This window comes from Pseudomonas azotoformans, from assembly GCF_900103345.1.
Classification (GTDB): Bacteria; Pseudomonadota; Gammaproteobacteria; order Pseudomonadales; family Pseudomonadaceae; genus Aquipseudomonas; species Aquipseudomonas azotoformans.
In genome coordinates, this window is record NZ_LT629702.1 from 2805816 (window position 1) to 2829832 (window position 24017).

General features: G+C 64.0%; 11 protein-coding genes. 5 read left to right on the forward strand and 6 right to left on the reverse strand.

Annotation, left to right across the window (positions count from 1 at the left end):
- The first annotated feature begins 171 nt into the window (after positions 1–171).
- The gene (locus BLR69_RS30945) at positions 172–339 is read left to right on the forward strand and encodes a hypothetical protein (RefSeq protein WP_163821401.1); all 168 of its coding nucleotides are present in this window, start codon (positions 172–174) and stop codon (positions 337–339) included.
- 52 nt (positions 340–391) lie between these two features.
- Positions 392–2560 carry a mechanosensitive ion channel family protein gene (locus BLR69_RS12445; protein WP_071492740.1) on the forward strand — a complete coding sequence of 723 codons (2169 nt, stop codon included), beginning with the start codon at positions 392–394 and terminating at the stop codon, positions 2558–2560.
- A gap of 124 nt (positions 2561–2684) precedes the next feature.
- On the opposite strand, the gene BLR69_RS12450 is transcribed toward BLR69_RS12445, so the two are convergent.
- The 5 genes from BLR69_RS12450 to BLR69_RS12470 all read right to left on the reverse strand — a co-directional run bounded on the left by BLR69_RS12450 (position 2685) and on the right by BLR69_RS12470 (position 7539).
- Positions 2685–2906 carry an MbtH family protein gene (locus tag BLR69_RS12450; RefSeq protein WP_071492739.1) on the reverse strand — a complete coding sequence of 74 codons (222 nt, stop codon included), beginning with the start codon at positions 2904–2906 and terminating at the stop codon, positions 2685–2687.
- 82 nt (positions 2907–2988) lie between these two features.
- Entirely contained in the window at positions 2989–4383 is a 1395-nt protein-coding gene (locus BLR69_RS12455; protein ID WP_071492738.1) for an aspartate aminotransferase family protein, read from the reverse strand.
- A 264-nt stretch (positions 4384–4647) separates the two neighbouring features.
- Positions 4648–5415 carry an N-acetylmuramoyl-L-alanine amidase gene (locus tag BLR69_RS12460; protein ID WP_071492737.1) on the reverse strand — a complete coding sequence of 256 codons (768 nt, stop codon included), beginning with the start codon at positions 5413–5415 and terminating at the stop codon, positions 4648–4650.
- Between the two features lie 124 nt (positions 5416–5539).
- Entirely contained in the window at positions 5540–6862 is a 1323-nt protein-coding gene (locus tag BLR69_RS12465) for an ATP-binding protein (RefSeq protein ID WP_071492736.1), read from the reverse strand.
- Positions 6859–7539 carry a response regulator gene (locus BLR69_RS12470; RefSeq protein WP_071492735.1) on the reverse strand — a complete coding sequence of 227 codons (681 nt, stop codon included), beginning with the start codon at positions 7537–7539 and terminating at the stop codon, positions 6859–6861. The genes BLR69_RS12465 and BLR69_RS12470 overlap by 4 nt, the downstream gene beginning before the upstream one ends.
- Positions 7540–7700: 161 nt before the next feature.
- On the opposite strand from BLR69_RS12470, the gene dsbD reads away from it, so the two are divergent.
- The 3 genes from dsbD to dsbG are packed head-to-tail and all read left to right on the forward strand — an operon-like array spanning position 7701 to position 11010.
- A complete protein-coding gene (gene dsbD / locus BLR69_RS12475) occupies positions 7701–9428 on the forward strand; it encodes a protein-disulfide reductase DsbD (RefSeq protein WP_071492734.1) in 1728 nt (575 codons plus the stop codon).
- Positions 9428–10273, forward strand: coding sequence for a prolipoprotein diacylglyceryl transferase family protein (locus BLR69_RS12480; protein WP_071492733.1), 846 nt, complete (start codon positions 9428–9430; stop codon positions 10271–10273). The genes dsbD and BLR69_RS12480 overlap by 1 nt, the downstream gene beginning before the upstream one ends.
- On the forward strand, positions 10249–11010 hold the full coding sequence (gene dsbG, locus BLR69_RS12485) for a thiol:disulfide interchange protein DsbG (RefSeq protein WP_071492732.1): 762 nt from the start codon (positions 10249–10251) through the stop codon (positions 11008–11010). The genes BLR69_RS12480 and dsbG overlap by 25 nt, the downstream gene beginning before the upstream one ends.
- A gap of 109 nt (positions 11011–11119) precedes the next feature.
- On the opposite strand, the gene BLR69_RS12490 is transcribed toward dsbG, so the two are convergent.
- Complete coding sequence (locus tag BLR69_RS12490) at positions 11120–23998, reverse strand: non-ribosomal peptide synthetase (RefSeq protein ID WP_071492731.1); 12879 nt, start codon at positions 23996–23998, stop codon at positions 11120–11122.
- Positions 23999–24017: the final 19 nt, after the last annotated feature.

The window sequence follows — 24017 nt, forward strand, 5'->3', positions numbered from 1 at the left end:
GATAGCAGTGTGCCAGTGACTACACCTGACGCTGATCCACCGCAATCGGGGGCAAGCCCCCTCCCACATTGTGTTGTGCACGCCTGATCTATATCACCTGCACTTCTCACAATCCGACCTAGACTTGTCAGTATTCCCACTCCGACAAGGCCGTCCCCTCCCATGATCTCCATGTCCTCCTTCCACGCCATGCTTATCCCTATCCTTATCGGCATGATCATGTTGGCCGTGGGTTTCAACTTTCGCGACAAGCCCCTCGGCGTGTTCGGCATGTGGCTCGGCATGCTGCTGATCCTGGGCACCGTGGTGTACAAGATCCTCGCCAAACTGGCCGAATGACGCTTGCACTCGTACACTCGCTCAACCCGTCGTTTCCAAGGTTGACCGCCTCGTGCTTTCCCGTCTGTTTGCCCTGCCCTGCTACTGCTTGATCGCCCTGCTCACCTTGCTGCCGCTCACGCCTGCCCATGCAGTGGGTTTGCCCGGCTTGCTGGGCAGTACCAACAAGACCCAGCCCCAGGCCGAAGTGCCACTGGGGCAGTCGCTGGACGAGGTGATCAAGACCCTGGAAAACGACCAGCAGCGCACCCAGTTGCTGAGCGACCTGAAAAAGCTGCGCGCCGCCACGCAAAAGGCCCAACCGGCCGCCGAAGAAGGCGTGCTGGGGTTGATCGGCGGCACCCTGGCCAACCTGGAGGCACAGTTCTCCGGAGCCGACAGCCCGCTGGAACGCTGGTCCAACGAAGTCGACCAGGCCAAGGAAGAACTCAGTGCGCTGATGCTGCCGGCCAACGAATGGCTGCCGATCATTTTCGGTTTTGCCCTGATCCTCGCCGTGTGGAGCCTGCTGGCCTACGCGCTGATCTGGCTCAGCCATCGGGTGCGCGAACGTTTCGGCCTGCCTGAAGAATTGCCGCAACATCCACGCACCTGGGACATGGTGCGCTTCGCCCTGCGCAAGCTCGGCCCATGGATGATCGCCCTGGTGATCACGGTGTACCTGAGCTACGCCCTGCCCTCGTCCCTGGGCAAGTCCCTGGCGATGGTGCTGGCCTACGCACTGGTGGTAGGCACCTGTTTCTCGGCGATCTGCGTGATTGCTTTTTCGGTACTCGACGGCCCGCACCGTCATCGTGCGCTGTATATCCTGCGGCACCAGGCGTTCCGCCCGCTATGGTGGATCGGCAGTTTTGCCGCCTTTGGCGAGGCCTTGAGCGACCCGCGACTGGTCCAGGCCCTGGGCCAGCACCTGTCCCACACCGCCGCGACGGTCGCCAATGTGATGGCGGCGCTGTCGACCGGTGTATTCATCCTGCGTTTCCGCCGGCCCATCGCCCACCTGATCCGCAACCAGCCGCTGTCGCGCCGCCTGACGCGCCGCGCCCTCAGCGACACCATCGAAATCATCGGGTCCTTCTGGTACATACCGGCCTTGCTGCTGGTGGGCATCTCGCTGTTCGCCACCTTCGTCTCGGCCGGCGATACCAGCACCGCCTTGCGCCAGTCCCTGCTGTGCACGGTGCTGCTGGTGCTGTGCATGGTGATCAACGGCCTGGTCCGTCGCCACGCGCTCAAGCCGCAGCGTGGGCACAAGCGTCATGCGCTGTATTCCGAACGCCTGAAAAGCTTCGTCTACACCCTGGCCCACCTGATCGTGTGGCTGGTGTTTATCGAGTTGGGCCTGCGGGTGTGGGGCCTGTCGCTGATCCGCTTTACCGAAGGCGATGGCCATGAAGTCAGCGTCAAGCTGTTCGGCCTGGCCGGGACCTTGCTGTTCGCCTGGCTGATCTGGATTCTCAGCGACACCGCGATCCACCATGCCCTCACCCGCTCGCGCAAAGGCCTGGCCAACGCGCGGGCGCAGACCATGATGCCGTTGATCCGCAACGTGCTGTTCGTGACCATCTTTATCATTGCTGCCATCGTCGCCCTGGCAAACATGGGCATGAACGTCACGCCGCTGCTGGCGGGCGCCGGTGTGATCGGCCTGGCCATCGGTTTCGGCGCGCAGTCGCTGGTGGCGGACTTGATCACCGGCCTGTTCATCATCATCGAGGACTCCCTGGCCATCGACGACTACGTGGATGTGGGCGGCCACCTGGGCACGGTGGAAGGCCTGACCATTCGTACCGTGCGCCTGCGGGATATCGACGGCATTGTGCACACCATCCCGTTCAGCGAGATCAAGAGCATCAAGAACTACTCGCGGGAGTTCGGCTACGCGATCTTCCGGGTGGCGATCCCGTACAACATGGAGATCGACGACGCCATCAAGCTGATGCGCGATGTTGGCCAGAAAATGCGCAACGACCCGCTGCAACGTCGCAATATCTGGTCGCCGTTGGAGATTCAGGGGGTTGAGAGTTTCGAGTCGGGCAGCGCGATCCTGCGGGCGCGGTTCAAGACGGCGCCGATCAAACAGTGGGAAGTGTCGCGGGCGTTCAACCTGTCGCTGAAACGGCATCTGGATGAGGCGGGGTTGGACCTGGCCACACCACGCTTGAGCGTGCAAGTGGTGACGGGGGCTTCGGGCGGATTAGACAAAGAAAAAAATACCTGAAAGCAACACAGCTCAAAATGTGGGAGGGGGCTTGCCCCCGATGGCGGTGTATCAGTCACTCATTAGTCGACTGACACTCCCTCATCGGGGGCAAGCCCCCTCCCACATTTTTGATCTGTGGCGTTTACGCGATCGCAGTGCCATCCATCTTCTGGCGCAGGCTCAGCGGACGCATGTCAGTCCAGACTTCTTCGATATAGGCCAGGCACTCTTTCTTCAGGCCGCTCTTGCCCACCGTGCGCCAGCCTTCCGGCACGGCCTTGTAGTCGGGCCAGATGGAATACTGTTCTTCATGGTTGACCACTACCTGAAACAGGATGTCGTCGCGGTCAAATACTGAGGTCATTGCTGTTCTCCATCGCTATAAGGCTGGCTGCGCACCGTGCGCAGCACCGATATCTGTAGAAACGTACCAAGCTGGCAAAAAATTAGAGGCTGGCGACCGCTGCCGCCAACGCGCGCCCGAAGATGTCCGCCACCCGGTCCACTTCGTTAGCGGTGATCACCAGCGGCGGCAGGAAACGCACCACACTGCCGTGCCGACCGCCCAGTTCAAGGATCAGCCCGCGCTTGAGGCATTCGCGCTGCACCAGCGGCGCTAATTGGCGATGCACCGGCGGATGGCCTTGAATGTCCGGCGTGCCGTTCGGGTCGACCAGTTCCACGCCAAGCATCAACCCACGGCCCCGAATATCCCCCAGGTGCGGGAAGTCGCGTTGCAGGATGCGCAGGTGTTCACCCAGGCGCTCGCCCATGGCCGCTGCATGGCCGGCCAGGTCGTGGTCCTTGAGGTAGCGCATCACCGCCGAACCTGCCGCCATGGCCATCTGATTGCCACGGAAGGTCCCGGCATGGGCGCCCGGCAGCCAGGTGTCGAGCCAGTCGCGATACACCACCACCGCCAGCGGCAGGCTGCCGCCGATGGCCTTGGACATCACCACCACATCCGGGATGATCCCGGCATGTTCGAAGGCAAACATCTTGCCGGTGCGACCGAAACCGCTCTGGATTTCATCGACGATCAACGCCACGCCCGCCTGCTCGGTGATGCGACGCAGGCCGCGCAGCCAGTCCAGGTCAGCCGGAATCACGCCGCCCTCGCCCTGCACCACTTCGACAATCACAGCGGCTGGCAGCAATACGCCAGCCTCCGGATCATTCAGCAGGTTTTCCAGGTAGTGCAGGTTGACCCGCACACCTTCCGCGCCACCCAGGCCGAACGGGCAACGGTAGTCGTAGGGGTATGGCAAAAATTGCACGCCGTTGCCGAGCAGGGCGCCCAAGGGTTTCTTCGGCCCCAGGCTGCCCATCAGGCTCAAGGCGCCCTGGCTCATGCCGTGGTAACCGCCCTGGAAGGACAATACGGTACTGCGCCCGGTGGCGGTGCGTACCAACTTCAACGCAGCTTCCACCGCATCGGTGCCGGTGGGGCCGCAGAACTGGATTTTCGCTTCCCGCGCCAGCGCCGGCGGCAACAAACCGAACAGGTCCTGCACGAACTGGTCCTTGACCGGGGTGGTCAGGTCCAGCGTGTGCAGGGGCAGTTCATCGACCAGCACCTGTTGAATAGCCTCGATCACGACCGGGTGGTTATGCCCCAGCGCAAGGGTGCCGGCGCCCGCCAGGCAGTCGATGAAGCTGCGCCCTTCGACGTCTTCCACGTAAATCCCCTTGGCACGCTTGAGTGCCAGGGGAATGCGCCGAGGGTAGCTGCGGGCATTGGATTCCTGCTGGCGCTGTCGGGCCAGCAGCGGGGTTTCGTCGAACTGGTAAAGCGTTTCATGCACCTGGGCGTCTTCGATACGGCTGGTAGCGACTGACATTTCTCGATCCCTCAATACGCTGATGATGGTGACCAAACTGCCGATCCGCTGGCGTCTGGCCCCAAGGGGCATGCGCACGGATTTCCTGTTCTGGAAACGCACCAGCGTCGAGGGGATTTAGGGCCTTTGATCACTCACCAATGAATACAAAACCAAATGTGGGAGGGGGCTTGCCCCCGATAGCAGTGGATGAGTCACTGGTGTCGGGACTGACAGAGCGCAATCGGGGGCAAGCCCCCTCCCACATTGGAACTGCGTTCGGCGTCATAAACCACGGTATTTTTCGTTCAGTGCGTACAAGATCGCGCAGGTCTCCGCATCCAGAAACCCGCAGTAATCCCGCGCCCGAAAGTGCATCTGAAACGCCCGCGTCCTCTGTTCAAACCCTTGCCGATTCTTCGCCGGCGCATAGCCATAGCGTTGAAACGCCCGCTCCACCTCGACCTCCGGCGGCAGGCCCAGGCAAAACCTACGCTGATACATCGCCCGCGTCGCCTCATCAAACCAGGCCCCCACCCCAGCCTCATGCAGACACCGCCACGGCAGCCGCGGCCCCGGATCGCTCTTGCGCCCGAACGCCACGTCCGCATGCCCGAGGATGTCGATGGGCCCTATCTGCGGGTAGCGCCCAAGAATGTCGCGAACCAGCGCAATCAATACGTCGATCTGTTCCTGCGCGTAGGCAGGAAAGGTGAACACACCACCGTCATCCCGCGCCAGGTTGACGATCTCGACGCCAATCGAGCGGCTGTTGAGGTTGTCGCGCCCCGCCCAATGACTCACACCGGCGTGCCAGGCACGCTTGTCTTCCTCCACCAACCGGAACACACGCAGCTCTTCATAGCCCGCCGCGCGATAGTCGGGCTCATCAGGGTCGGGCAGCAAGTAGTGGGCACTCACCCCGTCCTGAGTCAGGGTGCGCAGGGAGGCACCAAAAGGCGCTGCGGTGTAATGCAGGATCACCTGCCGCACGGGCTCGCCGTTGCGTTCGTTGAAGCCTCTGGCAGGGAAACTGGTATCGATGACCAACATGAGAACCGTCCTTTTCAATACAGGCCGAGTCGTTCGGCCCGTTCAAGCGCAAAAAAATTACCGCCATCCTGAAGGCTTGAACTTCAGCAGGGCGGTAACTATTTGGCACTTGAAAGAAACGTGATCAGCAGCGCAGAGGCATGCCCAGGTCGACGCGCAAACCATCCGGCCGACTGTCGAATTTCAATGAGCAGGAACAGCGTTGCACGATCGCTTGCACGATCGCCAGGCCCAGGCCACAGCCTTCGCTGTTGCCGTTGCGCCAGAAGCGTTGGGTCAGGTATTGCAGGTCCTCGGCGGCAATCTGCTTGCCGTGGTCACGCACGCGGAACACCACATTATCGGCTTCGGTGAACACGCTGAGCTCCACCCGGGTGTCCGTCGGCGTGTGGCGCAACGCGTTGTCCAGCAGGTTGCGCAAGGCCGCGACCGCCAGGCCCACCGGCATTTCCACCGGGGTGGCCGAGAGGTCGTCCGGCAGGATCAGGTCGATGCGCGAGTTGTCACCGGCATTGGCATCCTGGATCGCCAGGCGCGCTACTTCTTCGGCACTGGAATGCATACCATCGTCAAACGACAGGTTGCCCTCCACCCGGGCCAGCAAGAGCAATTGCTCCAGGGTCCGATGCAGGCGGTCGGCGCCCTCCTCGGCATGGGCCAGGGACTGGTCGCGGGCCGCGCCTTCGGTCATGCGCGCCACTTGCAGGTGGGTCTTGATTGCGGTGAGCGGGCTGCGCAGTTCGTGGGCGGCGTCACCGGTGAGACGGCGCTCGCGCTCGATGGTCTTGGCGATGCGTTGCAATAGCTGGTTCTGGGTGTCGAGCAGCGGCTTGAGTTCGCTGGGCAACGGGTGGATCTGCAGCGGTTCAAGGGAGTCGGCACTGCGGCGCATCAAGGCGTCACGCATGCGGTTGAGCGGCAGCAGGCTCTGGCCGATGCCCAGCCACAACAGGCACAGGCAGCCCAGCATCGCCACGCCCACCGGCACCGACGCTGCCAGCAAGATCGACAGGTTCAGCGCCTCGCGCTCCACTTGCCGATCGGCCGTGGTGATCAGCAGGTCACCCCGGGACAGGGTGAAACTGCGCCAGCCCACGCCATCGACGACCTGGTCGCGAAACCCGCTCTTGCGCGACTCCAACCCCTCTTCCGGCGTGGTGTGGCTGCGCGCCAGGATTTCCCCGCGCAGGGAACTGACCTGGCAGGCCATGCCGCCGGGCACATTCAATTGTTCAGCGCTGAAATGCGCGCCGCCGCTGACGCTGGCCAGGCCGGGCATCTGTTCGGTCAGCCCCGCCACCATGCGCGCCGACGCCACCAGGCGCTGGTCGAGGGAGAACATCATCTGGTTGCGCAGGTCGTTGAGCATCCAGGCCGCCGCCAGGGCCCAGATCAGCACAAAAGCGGCGCCCAGCTTGAACGTCAGGCGCAGGCGCAGGCTTTTCACGATGCGTCCTCGCCTCCATCGGCCGGGCCAAGGCGATACCCGAGGCCACGCACGGTCTCGACGATGCCATTGCCCAATTTGCGCCGCAGGTGGTGGATATGCACGTTGAGCGCGTTGCTCTCCAGCTCGTCGTTGAAACCGTAGACGCTGTCCTTGAGCTGTTCGCTGGAGAGTACCCGGCCTTTATTGTGCAGCAAGGCTTGCAACAGCGCCTGTTCGCGACGCGACAGGTCGACGGGCTCACCGCCCAGGAAGGTTTCGCGGCTACTGGGGTCGTAGGCCAGGCGGCCATGCTCGATGAGGTTGACGCTGCGCCCCGCGACCCGTCGCAACAGGGTTTGCAGGCGCGCGGCGAGTTCGCGCAGGTCGAAGGGTTTGAGCAGGTAGTCATCGGCGCCGGCTTGCAGGCCATCGACGCGGTTGGTCACCGAGTCGCGTGCGGTCAGGATCAGCACCGGTATCTCCAGGCCCTGGCTGCGCTGTTGCTGCAACAACTTGAGGCCGTCTTCATCCGGCAGGCCCAGGTCGAGCACCATGATGTCGAACGTCGCGGCCTTGAGCATCGCGCGTGCAGCGCCCGCCGTGGCCACATGTTCGACGGTAAACCCTTGGGCAGCGAGGCCGGCCACAATGCCGCTGGCGATCAGTTTGTCGTCTTCACAGACCAGTACGTGCATGGAGAACCCTTCATGAAAGATGGGGAGATTAAAGGGGCAGCGGATTAAGCGCAGATTATGCCGCTAAACACCCCACACTCAATCTAGAATAGCCATGGTTAATCATCGGTTAATCAACGCCACACATTGTGTGCCTACTTGCATCGAACTAAGGCTTGACCATGCGGCATCTGTTTACCTTTCTGCTGGTGTTGTTCGCCGGGCTGGCCCAGGCAGCGCCGGGCAACCCGTTTGAGACCAAACCCGATTTCCTCCCGGTGGGCAAGGCCTTCACCTTTACCTCCGAACGTCTTGAAAGTGGCGAGACCCAGTTGTATTGGCAGATTGCCGACGGCTATTACCTGTACAAGCAGCGTATGAAGTTCGACGGCCTGGCCGAAAAGCCCGCTTTGCCGCAAGGCGAGGCTCACAGCGACGAGTTCTTCGGCGACCAGGAAGTGTATCGCCAGGGCCTGGAAGTGAAGATCCCGGCCGGCGTCACCGGCCAGGTCAAGCTGGGCTGGCAGGGCTGCGCTGACGCGGGCCTGTGTTATCCGCCGCAATCGATCACCGTGGACTTGGGCGGCAACCCCGCCGTCGCCGCCACCGCGCAAGCCCAGGACCAGAGCCTGGCCAGCGGTTTGCAACAGCGCAGCCTGGGCTGGAGCCTGTTGTTGTTCTTCGGCCTGGGCCTGTTACTGGCGTTTGCCCCGTGCTCGTTGCCCATGCTGCCGATTCTCGCCGGCCTGGTGGTGGGCAGTGGCGCCAGCCCGCGTCGCGGTTTTGCCCTGGCCAGCAGCTATGTGGTGTGCATGGCGCTGGTGTATGCCGCGCTCGGCGTATTGGCTGCGTTGCTTGGCGCCAACCTCGCCGCGCTCCTGCAAACCCCATGGATCCTCGGCAGTTTCGCTGCGCTGTTCGTGATCCTCGCCTTGCCGATGTTCGGCTTCTTTGAACTGCAACTGCCAGCGTTCCTGCGCGACCGCCTGGACAACGTCAGCCGCCAGCAAAGCGGCGGCAGCCTGGTGGGGGCAGGGATTCTCGGTGCGCTGTCCGGTCTGCTGGTGGGCCCGTGCATGACCGCGCCCCTGGCCGGCGCCCTGCTCTACATCGCCCAGAGCGGCAATGCGCTGCACGGTGGCCTGATCCTGTTCGCCATGGGCATCGGCATCGGCATTCCGCTGTTGCTGCTGGTGACCGTGGGCAACCGCTTCCTGCCCAAGCCGGGCACCTGGATGAACGTGCTCAAGGGCATCTTCGGCTTCCTGTTCCTCGGCACCGCCGTGTTGATGATCCGCCCGGTGGTCGGTGAAAACCTGTGGATCGGCCTGTGGGGCGTACTCGCGCTGATCATGGCCTACTGCGGCTGGACCCTGGCCCGAGAATACGGCCTGGCCGCCAAGGTGTTTGGCGCAGGCTCCCTGGTACTGGGTCTGTGGGGCGCGGTGCTGGTGGTGGGCGCAGCGGGGGGCAGCGACGACCTGTGGCAACCGCTGAAGGTCTACAGCGGTTCACGGGTCGCCGGCGCAGCCTCCGCCCACGATGCCTTCATGACCATCAACGACCCGGCCGTGCTGCAAAGCCAGCTCGACAGCGCCAAGGCCCAAGGCCAATGGGTGCTGGTGGACTACTACGCCGACTGGTGCGTGTCGTGCAAGATCATGGAAAAACAGGTGTTCGGCCAACCCGAAGTCATGCAGGCGCTGAAAGACGTACGCCTGCTGCGCCTGGACGTCACCGCCGACAACGCCGCCAGCCGCGCGCTGCTCGGCCGCTACAAAGTGCCTGGCCCACCGAGCTTCGTGTGGATCGGCCCGGACGGTGAAGAACGCCGCGCCCAACGCATCACCGGCGAAGTGGATGCCGCCGCTTTCCTGCAACGCTGGACGCAAACCCGAGACGCTCTCTGATGCTGACCCTGACCATCGGCACCTTCGCCATCGCCCTGAATCACATCCTGCTGATCAGCGCGCTGATTCTCGCCACCCTGGTGGGTTGGCGCGTGGCCAAGCGTGGTGGTGAAAACCCGGAATCGGTGCTGTTCAGCCTTTTCCTGCTGGGCATGCTCGTCGCCCGCATCAGCTTTGTACTGAGGTACTGGAGCGACTACCGCAACGACTGGGTGCAGATGGTCGACCTGCGCGACGGCGGCTTCCTTGCCTGGCCGGGCGTGATCGCCCTGGTCCTTGGCGCACTGGCCTATGGCTGGCGCCGCCCGGCCCTGCGCAAGCCGCTGAGTGCCGGGGTGATCACCGGCCTGGTGTTCTGGGGCATGACCAGCGTGTCCCTGAGCCTGTATGACAAGGGCTCGCAGCTGCCGGAAATCACCCTGCGCAATGCCAATGGCGAGGTGGTGCAATTGGCCGACTACAAGGGCGGTCCGCTGGTGATCAACCTGTGGGCCACCTGGTGCCCGCCGTGCCGCCGCGAAATGCCGGTGCTGGAACGTGCCCAACACCAACGTCCCGATGTGACCTTCCTGTTCGTCAACCAGGCCGAAAGCATGCAAAGCGTCAGCACCTTCCTCGCCACTCAAGGCCTGACGCTGGACAACGTGCTGTTCGACGCCAGCGGCCGCCTCGGCCAGGCCGTGGGCTCGATGGCCTTGCCGACCACCTTGTTCTACCGAGCCGATGGGCGCCTGATCAACAGCCACCTGGGCGAGTTGTCCCAGGCCAGCCTGGCCCGCGCCATGGAACCCTTCGACACCGCCCCTGAAAGGAAACCGACATGCCAAGCCTCCGCCACCTGCTGACCCTGCTGCCGCTGACACTCGCGGCCACCCTGGCCCAGGCCGAAGACTGGCCTGCACCGATCAAACAGATCGAGGCCAAGGGCGCCAAGATCCTCGGCAAATTCGACGCCCCCAGCGGCCTCACCGGCTACGCCGCCCAGTACCAGAACCGTGGCATGGCCCTGTACCTGACCGCCGACGGCAAAAGCGTGATCGCCGGCAACCTGTACGACGCCCAAGGCAACGACCTGAGCAGCGCCCCCCTGGAAAAGCTGGTGTACGCACCGATGGCCAAGGAAGTCTGGGCCAAGATGGAAAAAAGCAGCTGGATCCAGGACGGCGACATCAAGGCGCCGCGCATCGTCTACCTGTTCAGCGACCCCAACTGCCCCTACTGCAACATGTTCTGGGAACAGGCCCGCCCCTGGGTGAAGGCCGGCAAGGTGCAGTTGCGCCACATCATGGTCGGCATCATCCGCGAAGACAGCCCGGGCAAATCCGCCGCGCTGTTTGCCGCTAAAGACCCGCAGAAAGCCTTGGAAGAACATGAAGCCGCTGGCAAGGGCAGCAAGTTGCAGGCGTTGGCCAAGATTCCGGCGGATATCGAGGCCAAGCTTGATAGCAACATGAAGTTGATGGATGAGCTGGAATTGTCGGCGACGCCGGCGATTTTCTATCTGGATGACAAGGGCGGGTTGCAGCAGCAGCAAGGGGCGCCTTCGCCGGAGAAGTTGGTGAAGATTCTTGGGCCGAAATAGGCGGTGCCTTGACTGACGCCATCGGGGGCAAGCCCCCTCCCACATTTGGAACGCATTTCAAATGTGGGAGGGGGCTTGCCCCCGATGAGGCCCTGACAGACAACGAAAATTAAAGCCCCTCCAACTCCGCCATCAAATCACTCAAACGATCTACCTTCTCGGCACTGATCTCATTCGCAGCCAGCCCCTCGATATACTCGGCCAACTCCGCCACCGTACTGCATTCAAACATCGCCCTTAGCGGCACATCCCGCTGCAAGGTCTTCTGCACCCGCGAGGCAATCTGCGTGGCCAGCAACGAATGCCCGCCCAGTTCGAAGAAGTTGTCCTGCACCCCTACCCGCTCGACTTTCAGCACTTCGGCCCAGATGTCTGCCAAGGTGGTTTCCAGCTCATTGCGCGGCGCCAGGTAGTCCTGGCTGTGTAACTGGCCGATCTCCAGCGCCGGCAGCGCCTTGCGGTCGAGTTTGCCGTTGGCATTCAGTGGCAGGCGGTCGAGCCACAGCCAGTGCAGCGGCACCATGTATTCCGGCAGCTCGGCGCGCAGGCGTTGCTTGATGCGGTCCAGGCGTTCGCTTGGGTTCAGCGCCTCATCCGCCGCCACCAGATAGCCGACCAGGTGCTTGCCGTTGACGCCCTCCTGCACCCCCACCGCCGCGTCGCGCACTTCCGGTTGTTCGTGCAGGCGCGCTTCGATTTCACCCAGCTCGATGCGGTAGCCGCGAATCTTCACTTGATGATCGACACGCCCGACGTACTCCAGCACGCCATCACTACGGCGACGCGCGAGGTCGCCGGTGCGGTACAGGCGCTCGCCCGGCGCACCGAAAGGATTCGGCACAAACACCGGCGCAGTGCGCAGCGGGTCGCTGACGTAACCGCGACCAACGCCGGTGCCGGCGACACACAGCTCACCCACAGCACCTTGGGGCACCAGCTCCAACGCACCATCCAGCAGGTACAAACGGTTGTTGTCGGTCGGTGTACCAATCGGCAGGTAAGTGCCACGGGTCGAGGCCGAGTCGACGCGATAGAACGCCACATCATCGGAACATTCCGCCGGACCATAAGCGTTCACCAGCCCGATCTCGGGGTAACGCAACAACCACTGATGCGCCAGCTCCGGTGGCATCGCTTCGCCGGTTGGCAGCATCCAGCGCAGGCCATCCAGGCTGATGCGGTCCTGGGCCAACATGCCCTGGATCAGTGATGGCACGCTTTCCAGCACGGTGATCCCTTGGGTCTGAACGTGTTCCAGCAGGCCTTGGGGATCATGCGCGATGGTGTTCGGCACGATATCCACCCGCGCGCCAAACAGCGGCGCGGCAAGGAACTGCCACACGGAAATATCAAAGCTTTGCGACGCAGTCTGCGCGATCACATCGGCGTCGCTCAAGGCCAGGTATGGGACCTTGCTCAACTGGTTATTGAGCATGCCGCGCTGCTCCACCATCACGCCCTTGGGCAGGCCGGTGGAACCCGAGGTGTAGATGACGTAGGCGAGGTTGTCCGGGCCGCTGTAGATCCGCGGGTTTTCACCACGTGCCGGTATCTCTTCCCACACCAGCAATTGGCAATCGAAGCCGTCCAGCAACTCGATGGCCAGCTCGCGGCATGCCTCGGTGCATACCAGCAACGGCGTGCGGCTCAAGTCGATGATGCTGCGCAAACGCTGGCTCGGCAGACCCGGGTCCAGCGGCAGGTAACCGGCACCGGCCTTGAAGCTGCCGATGATCATGCCCAGCAGGTCAAGGCTACGTTCGCCCAGCAACGCCACCGGTTGATCGAGACCCACGCCGGCTGCAATCAGCGCATGACCCAGGCCGTTACTGCGGCGGTTCAGTTCGTCGTAGGTCCATTGTTGATCAAGGCAACTGGCGGCGATGCGCTGCGGATGTGCGGCCACCTGGGCTTCGAACAACTCGACATAGCTGCGCTCCAGCGGGTAAACATGCTCACTCTGGTTGCAGCCCTCCACCAGGAACTCACGCTCCTGCTCGCCAATCAGCGGCAGGTCGGCCATGTCGCCATGGAAGCCCTGCACCAGCGCCAGCAGCAGGCGCTTGAACTCACCGAGCATGCCTTGCACGGTGGTTTCGTCGAAGTAGCGCTGGTCGTAGGACAGGTGCAAGCCCAGGTCATCGCCCGGATAACACACGGCCGTCAGCGGAAAGTTGGTGTGGGTGCGGCCGGAGTCCGAGGTGGCATTCAGGCTTTGTGCACGGTCCAGCACCGAGACTTCCACCGGGGCGTTTTCGAACACGAACAGGCTGTCGAACAGCGGCTGGCCCTTGGGCAGTTCGCTGTGTTCCTGGAGGGTTACCAGCGGCAGGTATTCGTACTCGCGCAGTTGCATATTGCTGTCGAGCAAGTCGCTCAACCACTGGCGCACGCTGCAACGCTGGTCGTCCTCGGGCAGTTTTACCCGCAGCGCGATGCTGTTGATGAACAGGCCGACGGTGCGTTGCATCTCGGGCATCTCTACCGGGCGCCCGGCCACGGTGACGCCAAACAGCACGTCACGGTCGCCACTCAAACGACGTAATACCAGCGCCCACGCCGCCTGAGCGAAGGTGTTGACGGTCAGTTGATGAGCCTGGGCCAGTTCGCGCAGCTGCGCACCGTCGCGGGCGTCGAGGCGGGTGTAGCAGTCGCCCACCAACATGCCACCGTGGCCGGCGTGGTCACGCAGGAACGGACGATCGCTCGGGATCGGCGTGGTGCGCTCGAAGCCTTGCAGGTTCTGCTGCCACCACTGGCGTGCCTCGCTCAGGTTCTGGCGTTGCAGCCAGGCTATGTAATCGCGATAGCGCGGCGGTGTGGCCAGTTGCGCCTCGCGCCCCTCGCCGAGGGCCATGTAGATCTCGAAGAAGTCATTCATCAGCAACGAGCGGCACCAGGCATCGATGAGGATATGGTGGTTGCTCATCATGAACCAGTAGCGCTCGGCGCCGACGCGGATCAGGCGCAGGTGGAACGGCGCCTGGTTGAGCAGATCGAAACCGGCTTCGCGCTCCTGCTTGAGCAGTGCTTGCAGGCGCGGCTCATGTTCGCTTTCCGGGTCAGCACTCCAGTCGAGGTATTCAATTGGCGTGCTGCCCGGTGCGTGGATCACTTGCAGCATGTCTTCGCCGACGTTCCAGCAGAACGAAGCGCGCAAGGCTTCGTGACGGGCGATCACCGCCTGCCAGGCCTGGGCGAAACGCTCGGGGTCGAGGGCGCTGTTGATGCGGTAGCGGTCCTGCATGTAGTAGAGGCCGGTGCCCGGCTCCAGCAGGGTGTGCAGCAACAGGCCTTCCTGCATCGGCGTCAGCGGGTAGACGTCTTCGATGACGCTGGCCGGCACCGGCAGGCTGTCGAGTTGCGCCTGGGTCAGATCGGCCAGCGGGAAGTCGGACGGCGTGAGGCCGCCGACATCGTCCTGCAGACAGTGCCGGGTCAGGCTGTGCAGTTCGGCCAGGTAGGCCTCGGCCAATTCGCGCACCGTGTGCTGATCGAAACGCTCACGGCTGAAGGTCCAGCGCAGCACCAGTTCGCCGCCGTACACCTGGCTGTCGATGCTCAGCTCGTTGGGCAGTGGCGCGTCCGGGTCATGGGCCAGGCCCGCGGACTCATCCAGCGGATGGAACAGCGCATCGGTACCGAAGCTCTGGTCGAACTGGCCGAGGTAGTTGAAGGTGACCTGCGCGCTCGGCAAGGCGGCCATGCTGTGCTTGCACAGATCATCGGCCAGGTAGCGCAGCACGCCATAACCCAGGCCTTTATGCGGCACGCCGCGCAGTTGCTCCTTGATCGCCTTGATCGAATCGCCCTGCCCGGCCTGCGGGGTCAGGCGCAGCGGGTAGGCACTGGTGAACCAGCCGACGCTGCGGGTCAGGTCGATGTCATCAAACAGGGCTTCACGACCGTGGCCTTCCAACTGGATCAGTGCCGAGGCGTGACCCGTCCAACGGCACAGCACACGGGCCAGGGCGGTCAGCAGCAGGTCGTTGACCTGGGTGCGATAGGCGCTCGGGGCCTGTTGCAGCAGCTGGCGGGTGTGTTCGGCATCCAGGCGCACGCTGACGCTGTCGGCGTCGCGGTTGCGCAACGAACCGTGCGGGCGCGCCACCGGCAACACCACTTCCGGCCCAGCCAATTGGTCCTGCCACAGACTCAGTTCTTCACGCAGGGATTCGCTGCCGGCATACGCCTGCAAACGCGCGGCCCAATCACGCAGGGCACTGGTCTTGGCCGGCAGGCTGACCGATTGGCCGTCACTCAGTTGGCGGTAGACCGTTTGCAGGTCTTCGAGCAGGACGCGCCACGACACGCCGTCCACCACCAGGTGATGGATCGCGATCAGCAGGCGTTGTTGCCCTTGGGGACCGTCCACCAGCAAGGCGCGCAGCAACGGACCGTGTTGCAGGTCGAGGCTGCGCTGGGTGTCGGTGAACAGCGCGGTGCACTGCGCCATATCACGCACTTGCGCCTGCATCAGCACGCCGCCTTCCGGCACGGCCAGATGCTCGGCGTGCCACCGCGCGTCGCGCTGGGAGAAGCTCAGGCGCAGTGCATCGTGGTGTTCCAGCACCGCCAGCAGCGCCTGCTCCAGACGATGGGGTTGCAGCAGTTGCAACGGTTTGAGGACCAGCGCCTGGTTCCAGTGCTGACGGTTCGGGATCTCGGTGTCGAAGAACCAGTGCTGGATCGGCGTGAGGCCCGAGCTACCGGTAAGCACGCCTTGCTCGGCGGTGATCTGCTCGGAGCGCGTGGCCACGGCGGCCAGGGTTTGCACGGTCTGGTGCTGGAACAGGTCGCGGGGGCTGAAATGAATCCCGGCCTGCCGCGCACGGCTGACCACCTGGATCGACAGGATCGAATCACCGCCCAGTTCAAAGAAGTTATCGTCCAGGCCGACTTGCTGCACATTCAGCACGGCGCACCAGATCGCTGCCAACGTCTGTTCAAGCTCGTTGCGTGGCGCAACATAGGTCTGGCGATTCGCCTCGGGGTCCGGCTGCGGTAACGCACGACGGTCGAGTTTGCCGTTGGCGGTCAACGGCATGCTGTCGAGCACGATCAGGTGCGCGGGCACCATGTAGTCCGGCAGTTGCGCCTTGAGATGTGCCTTGAGCGCATCGCGCAATGCGCCGTGCTCGGCATCGCTGACCAGGTACGCCACCAACTGCTTGCCACTCGGCGAATCCAGCGCCAGCACCACCGCTTCACGCACGGACTCGTGTTCCAGCAGGCGGGTTTCGATCTCGCCCAGTTCGATACGGAAACCGCGAATCTTCACCTGATGGTCAATCCGCCCCAGGTACTCCACCAGGCCATCGGCGCGTTGGCGCACCAGGTCGCCGGTGCGGTACAGGCGCCCACCGTTGCTCGCGAAGGGATCGGCGACAAAACGCTCGGCGGTCATGCCCGGACGCTGGTGATAACCCTGGGCCAGTCCGGCGCCACCGACGTACAACTCGCCGGTCGCCCCTTGCGGCACCAGGGCCAGGTCGGCGTCGAGAATGTACGCCACACGGTCGCCGATGATGCTGCCGATCGGCACGCTGCCGGCGCCCTCCTCCAACTGCTCGGGCGCGAGACTGGCCAGCGGCATCACCACCGTTTCAGTCGGGCCATAGGCGTTGAAGAACACCTGCGGCTGGAACGCTGCGCGGATGCGCTGCAGGTGCTCACCGGTCAGCGCTTCGCCACCGGTGATGCACATGCGCACCGGCAACGTCTGCTGCTGGGTCGCCAGCCATTGCGCCAACTGGCTGCCGTAGCTCGGCGTGAAGCCCAGGATAGTGATGTGATAGGTACGGATCAGTCCGCAGATTTCTTCTGCATCCCACTGGCCCTGGGCCCGCAACACCACCTGCGCACCGCTGAGCAACGGCACCAGCAGGCGCTCGGTGGCGGCGTCGAAGTTGATCGAATAGAAGTGCAGCTCGCAGTCATCCGGGCGCATGCCGAACCGCTCGATCACTGCCGCGCAATGCATGGCGATTTCACCGTGGGCCACCACCACGCCCTTGGGCTTGCCGGTGGAGCCGGAGGTGTAGATCAAGTACGCCTGGTGTTGCGGCAGGCTGATCAACGGCAGCTCATCGGCTGGGTAGTTGGCGAGTACCGGCAAATCATCTTCCAGGCACCAGCACGCCACGGTCGCCGGCAATTCGCCAAGGGCTTCGAACATCGCCGCGTCGCTGAGCAGCAGGCCGATGCCGCTGTCTTCGATCATGTAATGCAGGCGGTCCAGCGGGTATTCCGGGTCCAGCGGCACGTAGGCGCCGCCGGCCTTGAGGATCGCCAGCAGGCCGATGACCATTTCCAGCGAACGCGGCAACGCCAGGCCGACCCGCACCTGCGGGCCGACGCCACGCTCGCGCAGCATCCAGGCCAGGCGATTGGCGCGGGCGTCCAGTTCGCGGTAGCTGAGGGTAACGCCGGCGAAGGTCAGCGCGGGCGCATCGCCACGGGCTTTCGCCTGCTGGCTGAACAGCGTGTGAATGCACTGATCAAGGCGATGTTCACCGGCTTCGACGCCCAGGCTGTCCTGTAGCGCGCGCTGTTCCATAGCACTGAGCAACGGCAATTCGCTCAGACGCTGCTCGGGATTGGCGATCAACGCTTCCAACAGGTTGCGCCAATGCTCGGCCATGCGGGCGATGCGTGGCTCATCAAACAAATCGGTGCTGTAGGTCAGGCAGCAACCCAGGCGATGGTCAAGGTCGGTGACTTCCAGGTTGAGGTCGAACTTGGTCGCCCGCGCATCGTTGGCCAGGTACTCGACGGTCATGCCGGCCAATTGGCGGCTCTGCTGGAACTCCCAGCGCTGCACGTTGCACATCACCTGGAACAGCGGGTTGTAGGCCGCACTGCGCGGCGGCTGCAGGGCCTCCACCAAGTGGTCGAAAGGCAAGTCCTGATGGGATTGGCCTTCGATCACGGTATGGCGCACCTGTTCGAACAGCTCAGCCACGTTCATCTGCCCATCGAGCTGGCAACGCAGCACCTGGGTGTTGAGGAACGCGCCGATCAGCCCTTCGCTTTCCGGGCGGATGCGGTTGGCCACGGGCGCGCCGATGCGCAGGTCGGTCTGGCCGCTGTAGCGGTAGAGCAACACGGCCAGGGTGGCGGTCATGGTCATGAACAGGGTCAGGCCGCGTTCAGCGTTGAAGGCACGCACGCGGACGGCCAGGTCATCGCTCAAATCGAAGCGGTACAGTTCGCCCCGATGGCTTTGTACCGGTGGACGTGGACGGTCGCCGGGCAGTTCGAGCAGCGGATGTTCCGTGCCCAACTGACGAGTCCAGTAGTCCAGTTGGCGCTGACGCTCGCCCGCTTCCATCCACTGGCGCTGCCATACGCTGTAGTCGAGGTACTGCACCGGCAACGGCGCCAGCGGCGACAGGCGTTCGTCGATAAAGGCCTCGTACAACGCGCTGAGTTCACGGGCAAAGATGTCCATGGCCCAGCCTTCGGTGACGATATGGTGCAGGGTCAGCACCAGGTAATGTTCGCGCTCGGCGGCCTTGACCAGGCAGGCGCGCAGCAACGGCCCGGTTTCCAGGTTGAACGGAGTATGCGCCTCGTGATCGGCCAGTTGCTGCAAGCGCTGCTGGCGTTCGGGTTCGGCCAGCGCGGAGTAGTCCTGCCAGTCCATGCGCAGGCCGGTCTGTGCCGAGACCTTCTGACAGGCCACGCCGTCGACGCTCGGGAAGGTGGTGCGCAGGGTTTCGTGACGCATGATCAGCGCTTGCAACGCCGCCTCGAAACGCCCCACATCCAGCACGCCACGCAGGCGCGCCATGCCGCCGACGTTGTACGCCGGGCTGTCCGGCTCCATCTGCCAGAGGAACCACATGCGCTGCTGGGAATAGGACAACGGCACCGGCTGGCTGCGGTCGACCTTGGCGATGGCGGTTTGTTGGTTGCGTTGGCCCGACGCCTGGATCAGCCCGACCTGTTCGGCAAAAGCGCCCAACTCGCTGGCTTCGAACAAGGTGCGCAACGGCAACTCGACGTCACACGCCTGGCGGGTGCGGGAGATGATTTGCGTGGCGAGCAGCGAGTGGCCGCCCAGGGCGAAGAAGTCATCGTGCAGGCCGATTGTCGGCAGCCCGAGGACTTCGCGCCAGATCGCGGCGATCTGCTGTTGCAGCGGCGTTTCAGGCTCGACGTGCTCACGGGTTTGCCACACCGGCTCCGGCAACGCGCGACGGTCGAGCTTGCCGCTGGGGCTCAACGGCATGGCGTCCAGGCGCATCAGCAGCGCCGGCACCATGTACTCCGGCAGTTCGGCGGCCAGGGCGCTCTTGACCTGCTGTTCGTCCAGTTCGGCATGGGCGGTGTAGTAGCCGATCAACTGGGCGTCACGCACCAGCACCACGGCCTGGGCGATGCCGTCCAGGGCGAGCAGGCGCGCTTCGATTTCTTCCGGCTCCACACGGAAACCGCGCAGCTTGACCTGTTGGTCGAGACGGCCGAGGTACTCAAGCACACCGTCGGCGTTCCAGCGGGCGCGGTCACCGGTGCGGTACAGGCGCGCACCTTGGTGGTCGGCGACAAAGCGCTCAGCGGTCAACCCAGGACGGCCGAGGTAACCCCGCGCCAGGCCGATACCACCGATACACAGCTCACCCGGCACGCCAACGGGCACGGGGTTGAGCTGCTCATCCAGCACACGGCAGATCACATTGCCCAGCGGACGGCCAATCGGCGAGCGTTCGCCATCCTCGGCACTGCAGTGCCAGTGGGTCACGTTGATTGCGGTTTCGGTCGGGCCATAGCGGTTGTGCAATTGCACCGCCGGCAACTGGGCCAACACGCGGTTGCGCAGCTCGGCAGGCAAGGCTTCGCCACCGGAGAACAGGCGGCGCAGGCTGGTGCATACGGCCACCAGCGGTTCATCGATAAACAGCTGCAACAGCGGCGGCACAAAGTGCAGCGTGGTCACGCCGTGCGCCTGCACCAACTGCGCGATGCGGTGCGGGTCGCGATGCTCGCCGGGGCCGGCCAGCACCAGGCGGCAACCGGTGATCAGCGGCCAGAAGCATTCCCACACCGACACGTCAAAACTGATCGGCGCCTTTTGCATCAGCACATCGCTGGCGTCGAGTTGATAGGTGGCCTGCATCCACTGCAAGCGCTCGGCCAATGCCGCATGGGTATTGCCCACGCCTTTGGGCTGGCCGGTGGAACCGGAGGTGTAGATCACATAGGCAAGGTTATCGCCGTGCAGGTGCAGGCCGGGCGCCTGGGTCGGCCAGCTGTCGAGGTGCAGGCTGTCCATGGCGATCACACACACGCCTTCGGCATTCGGCACTTGCTCCAGCAGCGCAGTCTGGGTCAACAGCAAGTGGACGCCGCTGTCCTTGAGCATGTAGGCCAGCCGCTCGGCGGGATAGTCCGGGTCGAGCGGCACGTAGGCACCACCGGCCTTGATGATCGCCAGCAGACCGATCAGCAGTTGCGGCGAACGCTCGGCGGCGATGGCCACGCACACGTCCGGGCCGACGCCTTTATCGCGCAGGTAATGGGCCAGGCGGTTGGCCTGGGTGTGGAGTTGGGCGAAGGTCAGGCTACCGCCGTCCCAGACCAGCGCGGTGCTGTCCGAGGTCTGCTGGTTGAGCAGGTCGGGCAGCCACTGTTGGGCCGGCGCGCAGGGGGCTTCGCTGTAAAGCGCCTGTTCGTCGTGCTGCATCAGCATGAGGTCGCCGATGGCTTGCCGGGGCTGTTCGCAGACAGCGTGCAACAGGTTGATGTAGTGCTCGGCCAGGCGCTGGATAGTCGCGTTTTCGAACAGTTCATCGGCGTAGTCGAACGACAGGCTCAGGCGCCCGTTGCGGTCTTCTTCGGTGTGCAGTTGCAAGTCGAACTTGGCTTCGCGGCTGTGCCACGGCAGCTCGTCGGCGAGCATACCCGGCAGGCGGCGCAAGGCACTGAGGTCGCGTTGCTGGTGGTTGAACATGACCTGGAACAGGCCCTGCTCGCGGGCTTGCGGGAAGGCTTCCAGCAGTTGTTCGAACGGCAGGTCCTGATGGGCCTGGGCGCCCAAGGCCGTCTGGCGCGTTGCGGCTAGCAGCTGGTTGAAGGGCAGGCGTCCGTCGAGTTCGGCGCGCATCACCAGGGTGTTGATGAAGAAGCCGACCAGGCCTTGGGTTTCCTGGCGCGGGCGGTTGGCATTGGGTACGCCGATGCGGATATCGCGCTGGCCGCTGTAGCGATAGAGCAGGCTCTGGAACGCCGCCAGCAACAGCATGAAGGGCGTGGATTCGTTGGCCTGGGCGGCCTGGCGAATGGCTTCGCTAAGGCTCGCACCCAAGCGCAAGCTATGGCGCGAGGCCGTGTGGCGGTGGTGTGCCGAGCGCGGATGGTCGGTGGCCAGGCTCAGTGTCGGGTGCTCTTCACCCAGTTGCGTTTTCCAGTACGCCAGTTGGCGCTGGCCTTCGCCTTCGGCCAGCCATTGGCGCTGCCAACTGCCGTAGTCGGCGTAGTGCAGAGCCAGGGGCGGCAACGCCAGGGTCTGGCCCTGGGCAGCGGCGGCGTAGAGGCGTGAGAATTCATCGATAAGGATATTCAGCGACCAGCCGTCGGCGATGATGTGGTGCAGGGTCACCAACAGTTGGTGGTCTTCATCGTCCAGGCGCACCAGGGTCACCCACAGCAGCGGGCCTTTTTCCAGGTCGAACCGGGTGCGCGCTTCGTCTTCGCGGATCTGTTGCGCACGGGCTTCACGCTCGGCTGCGGGCAGGTCGCTGAGGTCGATGATCTGCAGGTCGAAATCGGCCTTGGCATCGATCCGCTGGAAAGCCTGACCGTCGCGTTCGTAGAAGCGTGTACGCAGGGCTTCGTGGCGCTGGATCAACTGCTGGAAGCTTGCGCGCACCGCGTCTTCGTCCAACTCGCCGCGCAGGCGCAGGGCACCAGGGATGGTGTAGGCGCTGCTGTGCGGGTCCAGTTGCCAGGTGATCCACAGGCGGTTCTGTGCCAGGGATTGGGGCAGTTCCTCCAGACGGGACAAGCTGTGAATCGCACCTTGGGCGACGCCGCCATCCTGTTGTAATTGCGCGACAGCCGCGGCAAAACCCTGCAGGGTCGGCGCTTCGAACAGCAGGCGCAGGCTCAGCTCCAGGCCAAGGGTTTCACGCAGGCGCGCGACCACTTGGGTGGCGCTGATGGAGTTGCCGCCGAGCAGGAAGAAGTGGTCATCGGCCGCAACGGTCGCGACCTGCAACTGTTCGCACCAGATCGCGGCGATCTGGTTTTGCAGGTCGGATTCCAGCGCTCCAGTGCGCGCCTGCGCTTGCAGATCGGGGAACTGCGCATAGCGGTCGAGGCTGCCATCGGCGTGGCGTAGCGCACACGCCGCACGTTGCACCTTGCCGCTGGAGGTCTTCGGCAACGCGCCAGGGTTGAGCAACACCACCACGCTCGGCGCCTCCTGGTACGCCTCCGCGACGGCCTGGCGGATCGCTTTGATCAGCGCTTCGGGCGGCAGGATCTTCTGCACGCTGCGGCTGATTTCGGCGGCAATGCCGATGCCCTCCAGGCCCCGGTCATTCACCGAAAACGCGGCGACCCGGCCTTTGCGCACCACTTCCACTTCGCGCTCGATGGTCTGTTCGATGTCCTGCGGGTACAGGTTGTGGCCGCGCACGATCAGCAGGTCCTTGAGGCGACCGGTGATGTACACCTCGCCGTCCCGGATAAAACCGAGGTCGCCAGTGCGCAGCCAGGTAAGGCCGGCATGTTGCACGAAGGTCTTGGCGGTGGCCTCGGGGTTGCGCCAGTAGCCGTGGGCGATGCTCGGGCCGCTGGCCCAGAGTTCGCCGACGTGGTTATCGGGCAGTTCGGCGAGGCTGTGCGGGTCAGCGATCAGCACCGCGTGTTCGGGCTGGCTGGTGCCGCAACTCATGATCGCACTGCCCTGCCCCGGCTCGGCGCGGTTGGCGGCCAGGGCCTGCTCGTCGACGCGCAGCGCGGGGATGCCATGGCCACGAGTGCCACCGGCGACAAACAGGGTTGCTTCGGCCAGGCCGTAGGAGGCGAAGAAATTATTCGGGGTAAAACCACAGGCAGCGAACTTCTCGGCGAAGCGCTCCAGGGTGTCGAGGCGGATCGGTTCGGAGCCGGAATAAGCCACGCGCCACTGGCTCAGGTCCAGGCGTTCCAGGGCCGATTCACTGACCCGCTCACTGCACAGGCGATAGGCGAAGTCCGGCCCGCCACTGATGGTGCCGCCGTATTCGCTGATCGCTTCCAGCCAGCGCAATGGCCGGCCGAGGAAGTAGGCGGGCGACATCAGCACGCACGGCACGCCACTGAAGATCGGTTGCAGCAGGCCGCCGATCAGGCCCATGTCGTGGTACAGCGGCAGCCAGCTGACGATCACGTCGTCGGGGTTGAGGTCGATGCCAAAACCGCGCCGGATCAGCACTTCGTTGGCCACCAGGTTGCCATGGCTGACTTGCACACCCTTGGGCAACGCGGTGGAGCCGGAGGTGTATTGCAGGAAGGCGATGTCATCGGGGTGCAGGTCGGGGGCGGCCCAGTCGCCAGCGCTCTGTAAGGTATCGACGCTCAGGACCGGCGGCGCATTGTCGATCTGCGCCAAGCCGTCGGCGAGACTGGCGATGGTCAGCAACAGGCGCGGCTCGGCATCGCTGATGATCGACAGCAGGCGCTCCTGGTGATGACGGCGGGTGGACTCCGGCGGATAGGCCGGCACCGCGATCACGCCTGCGTACAGGCAACCAAAGAACGCCGCGACGTAATCCGGACCGCTGGGGAACAACAGCACCGCACGATCGCCCAGCTCGGCGTTGGCCTGCAAGGCGGCGGCGATGGTGCGGGCGCGCTGGTCGAGGTCGCGATAGCTGAGCACGACGCTGTGCTCGGCGGACTCGGCGAGGAAGCGCAGGGCAACCCGGTCCGGGGTCTGCGCGGCGCGACGTTGAAGGGACTGGACCAGGGTGCGGGGGAGTTCGAAGGCGTCCATCATGGGGTTCCTGCCTGAAATC

Coding starts and splice junctions, on each gene's coding strand:
- BLR69_RS12480 (WP_071492733.1), top strand. CDS start 9,428: ATGCTGACCCTGACCATCGGCACCTTCGCCATCGCCCTGAATCACATC.
- BLR69_RS12460 (WP_071492737.1), bottom strand. CDS start 5,415: ATGTTGGTCATCGATACCAGTTTCCCTGCCAGAGGCTTCAACGAACGC.
- BLR69_RS12490 (WP_071492731.1), bottom strand. CDS start 23,998: ATGATGGACGCCTTCGAACTCCCCCGCACCCTGGTCCAGTCCCTTCAA.
- BLR69_RS30945 (WP_163821401.1), top strand. CDS start 172: ATGTCCTCCTTCCACGCCATGCTTATCCCTATCCTTATCGGCATGATC.
- dsbG (WP_071492732.1), top strand. CDS start 10,249: ATGCCAAGCCTCCGCCACCTGCTGACCCTGCTGCCGCTGACACTCGCG.
- BLR69_RS12450 (WP_071492739.1), bottom strand. CDS start 2,906: ATGACCTCAGTATTTGACCGCGACGACATCCTGTTTCAGGTAGTGGTC.
- dsbD (WP_071492734.1), top strand. CDS start 7,701: ATGCGGCATCTGTTTACCTTTCTGCTGGTGTTGTTCGCCGGGCTGGCC.
- BLR69_RS12455 (WP_071492738.1), bottom strand. CDS start 4,383: ATGTCAGTCGCTACCAGCCGTATCGAAGACGCCCAGGTGCATGAAACG.
- BLR69_RS12470 (WP_071492735.1), bottom strand. CDS start 7,539: ATGCACGTACTGGTCTGTGAAGACGACAAACTGATCGCCAGCGGCATT.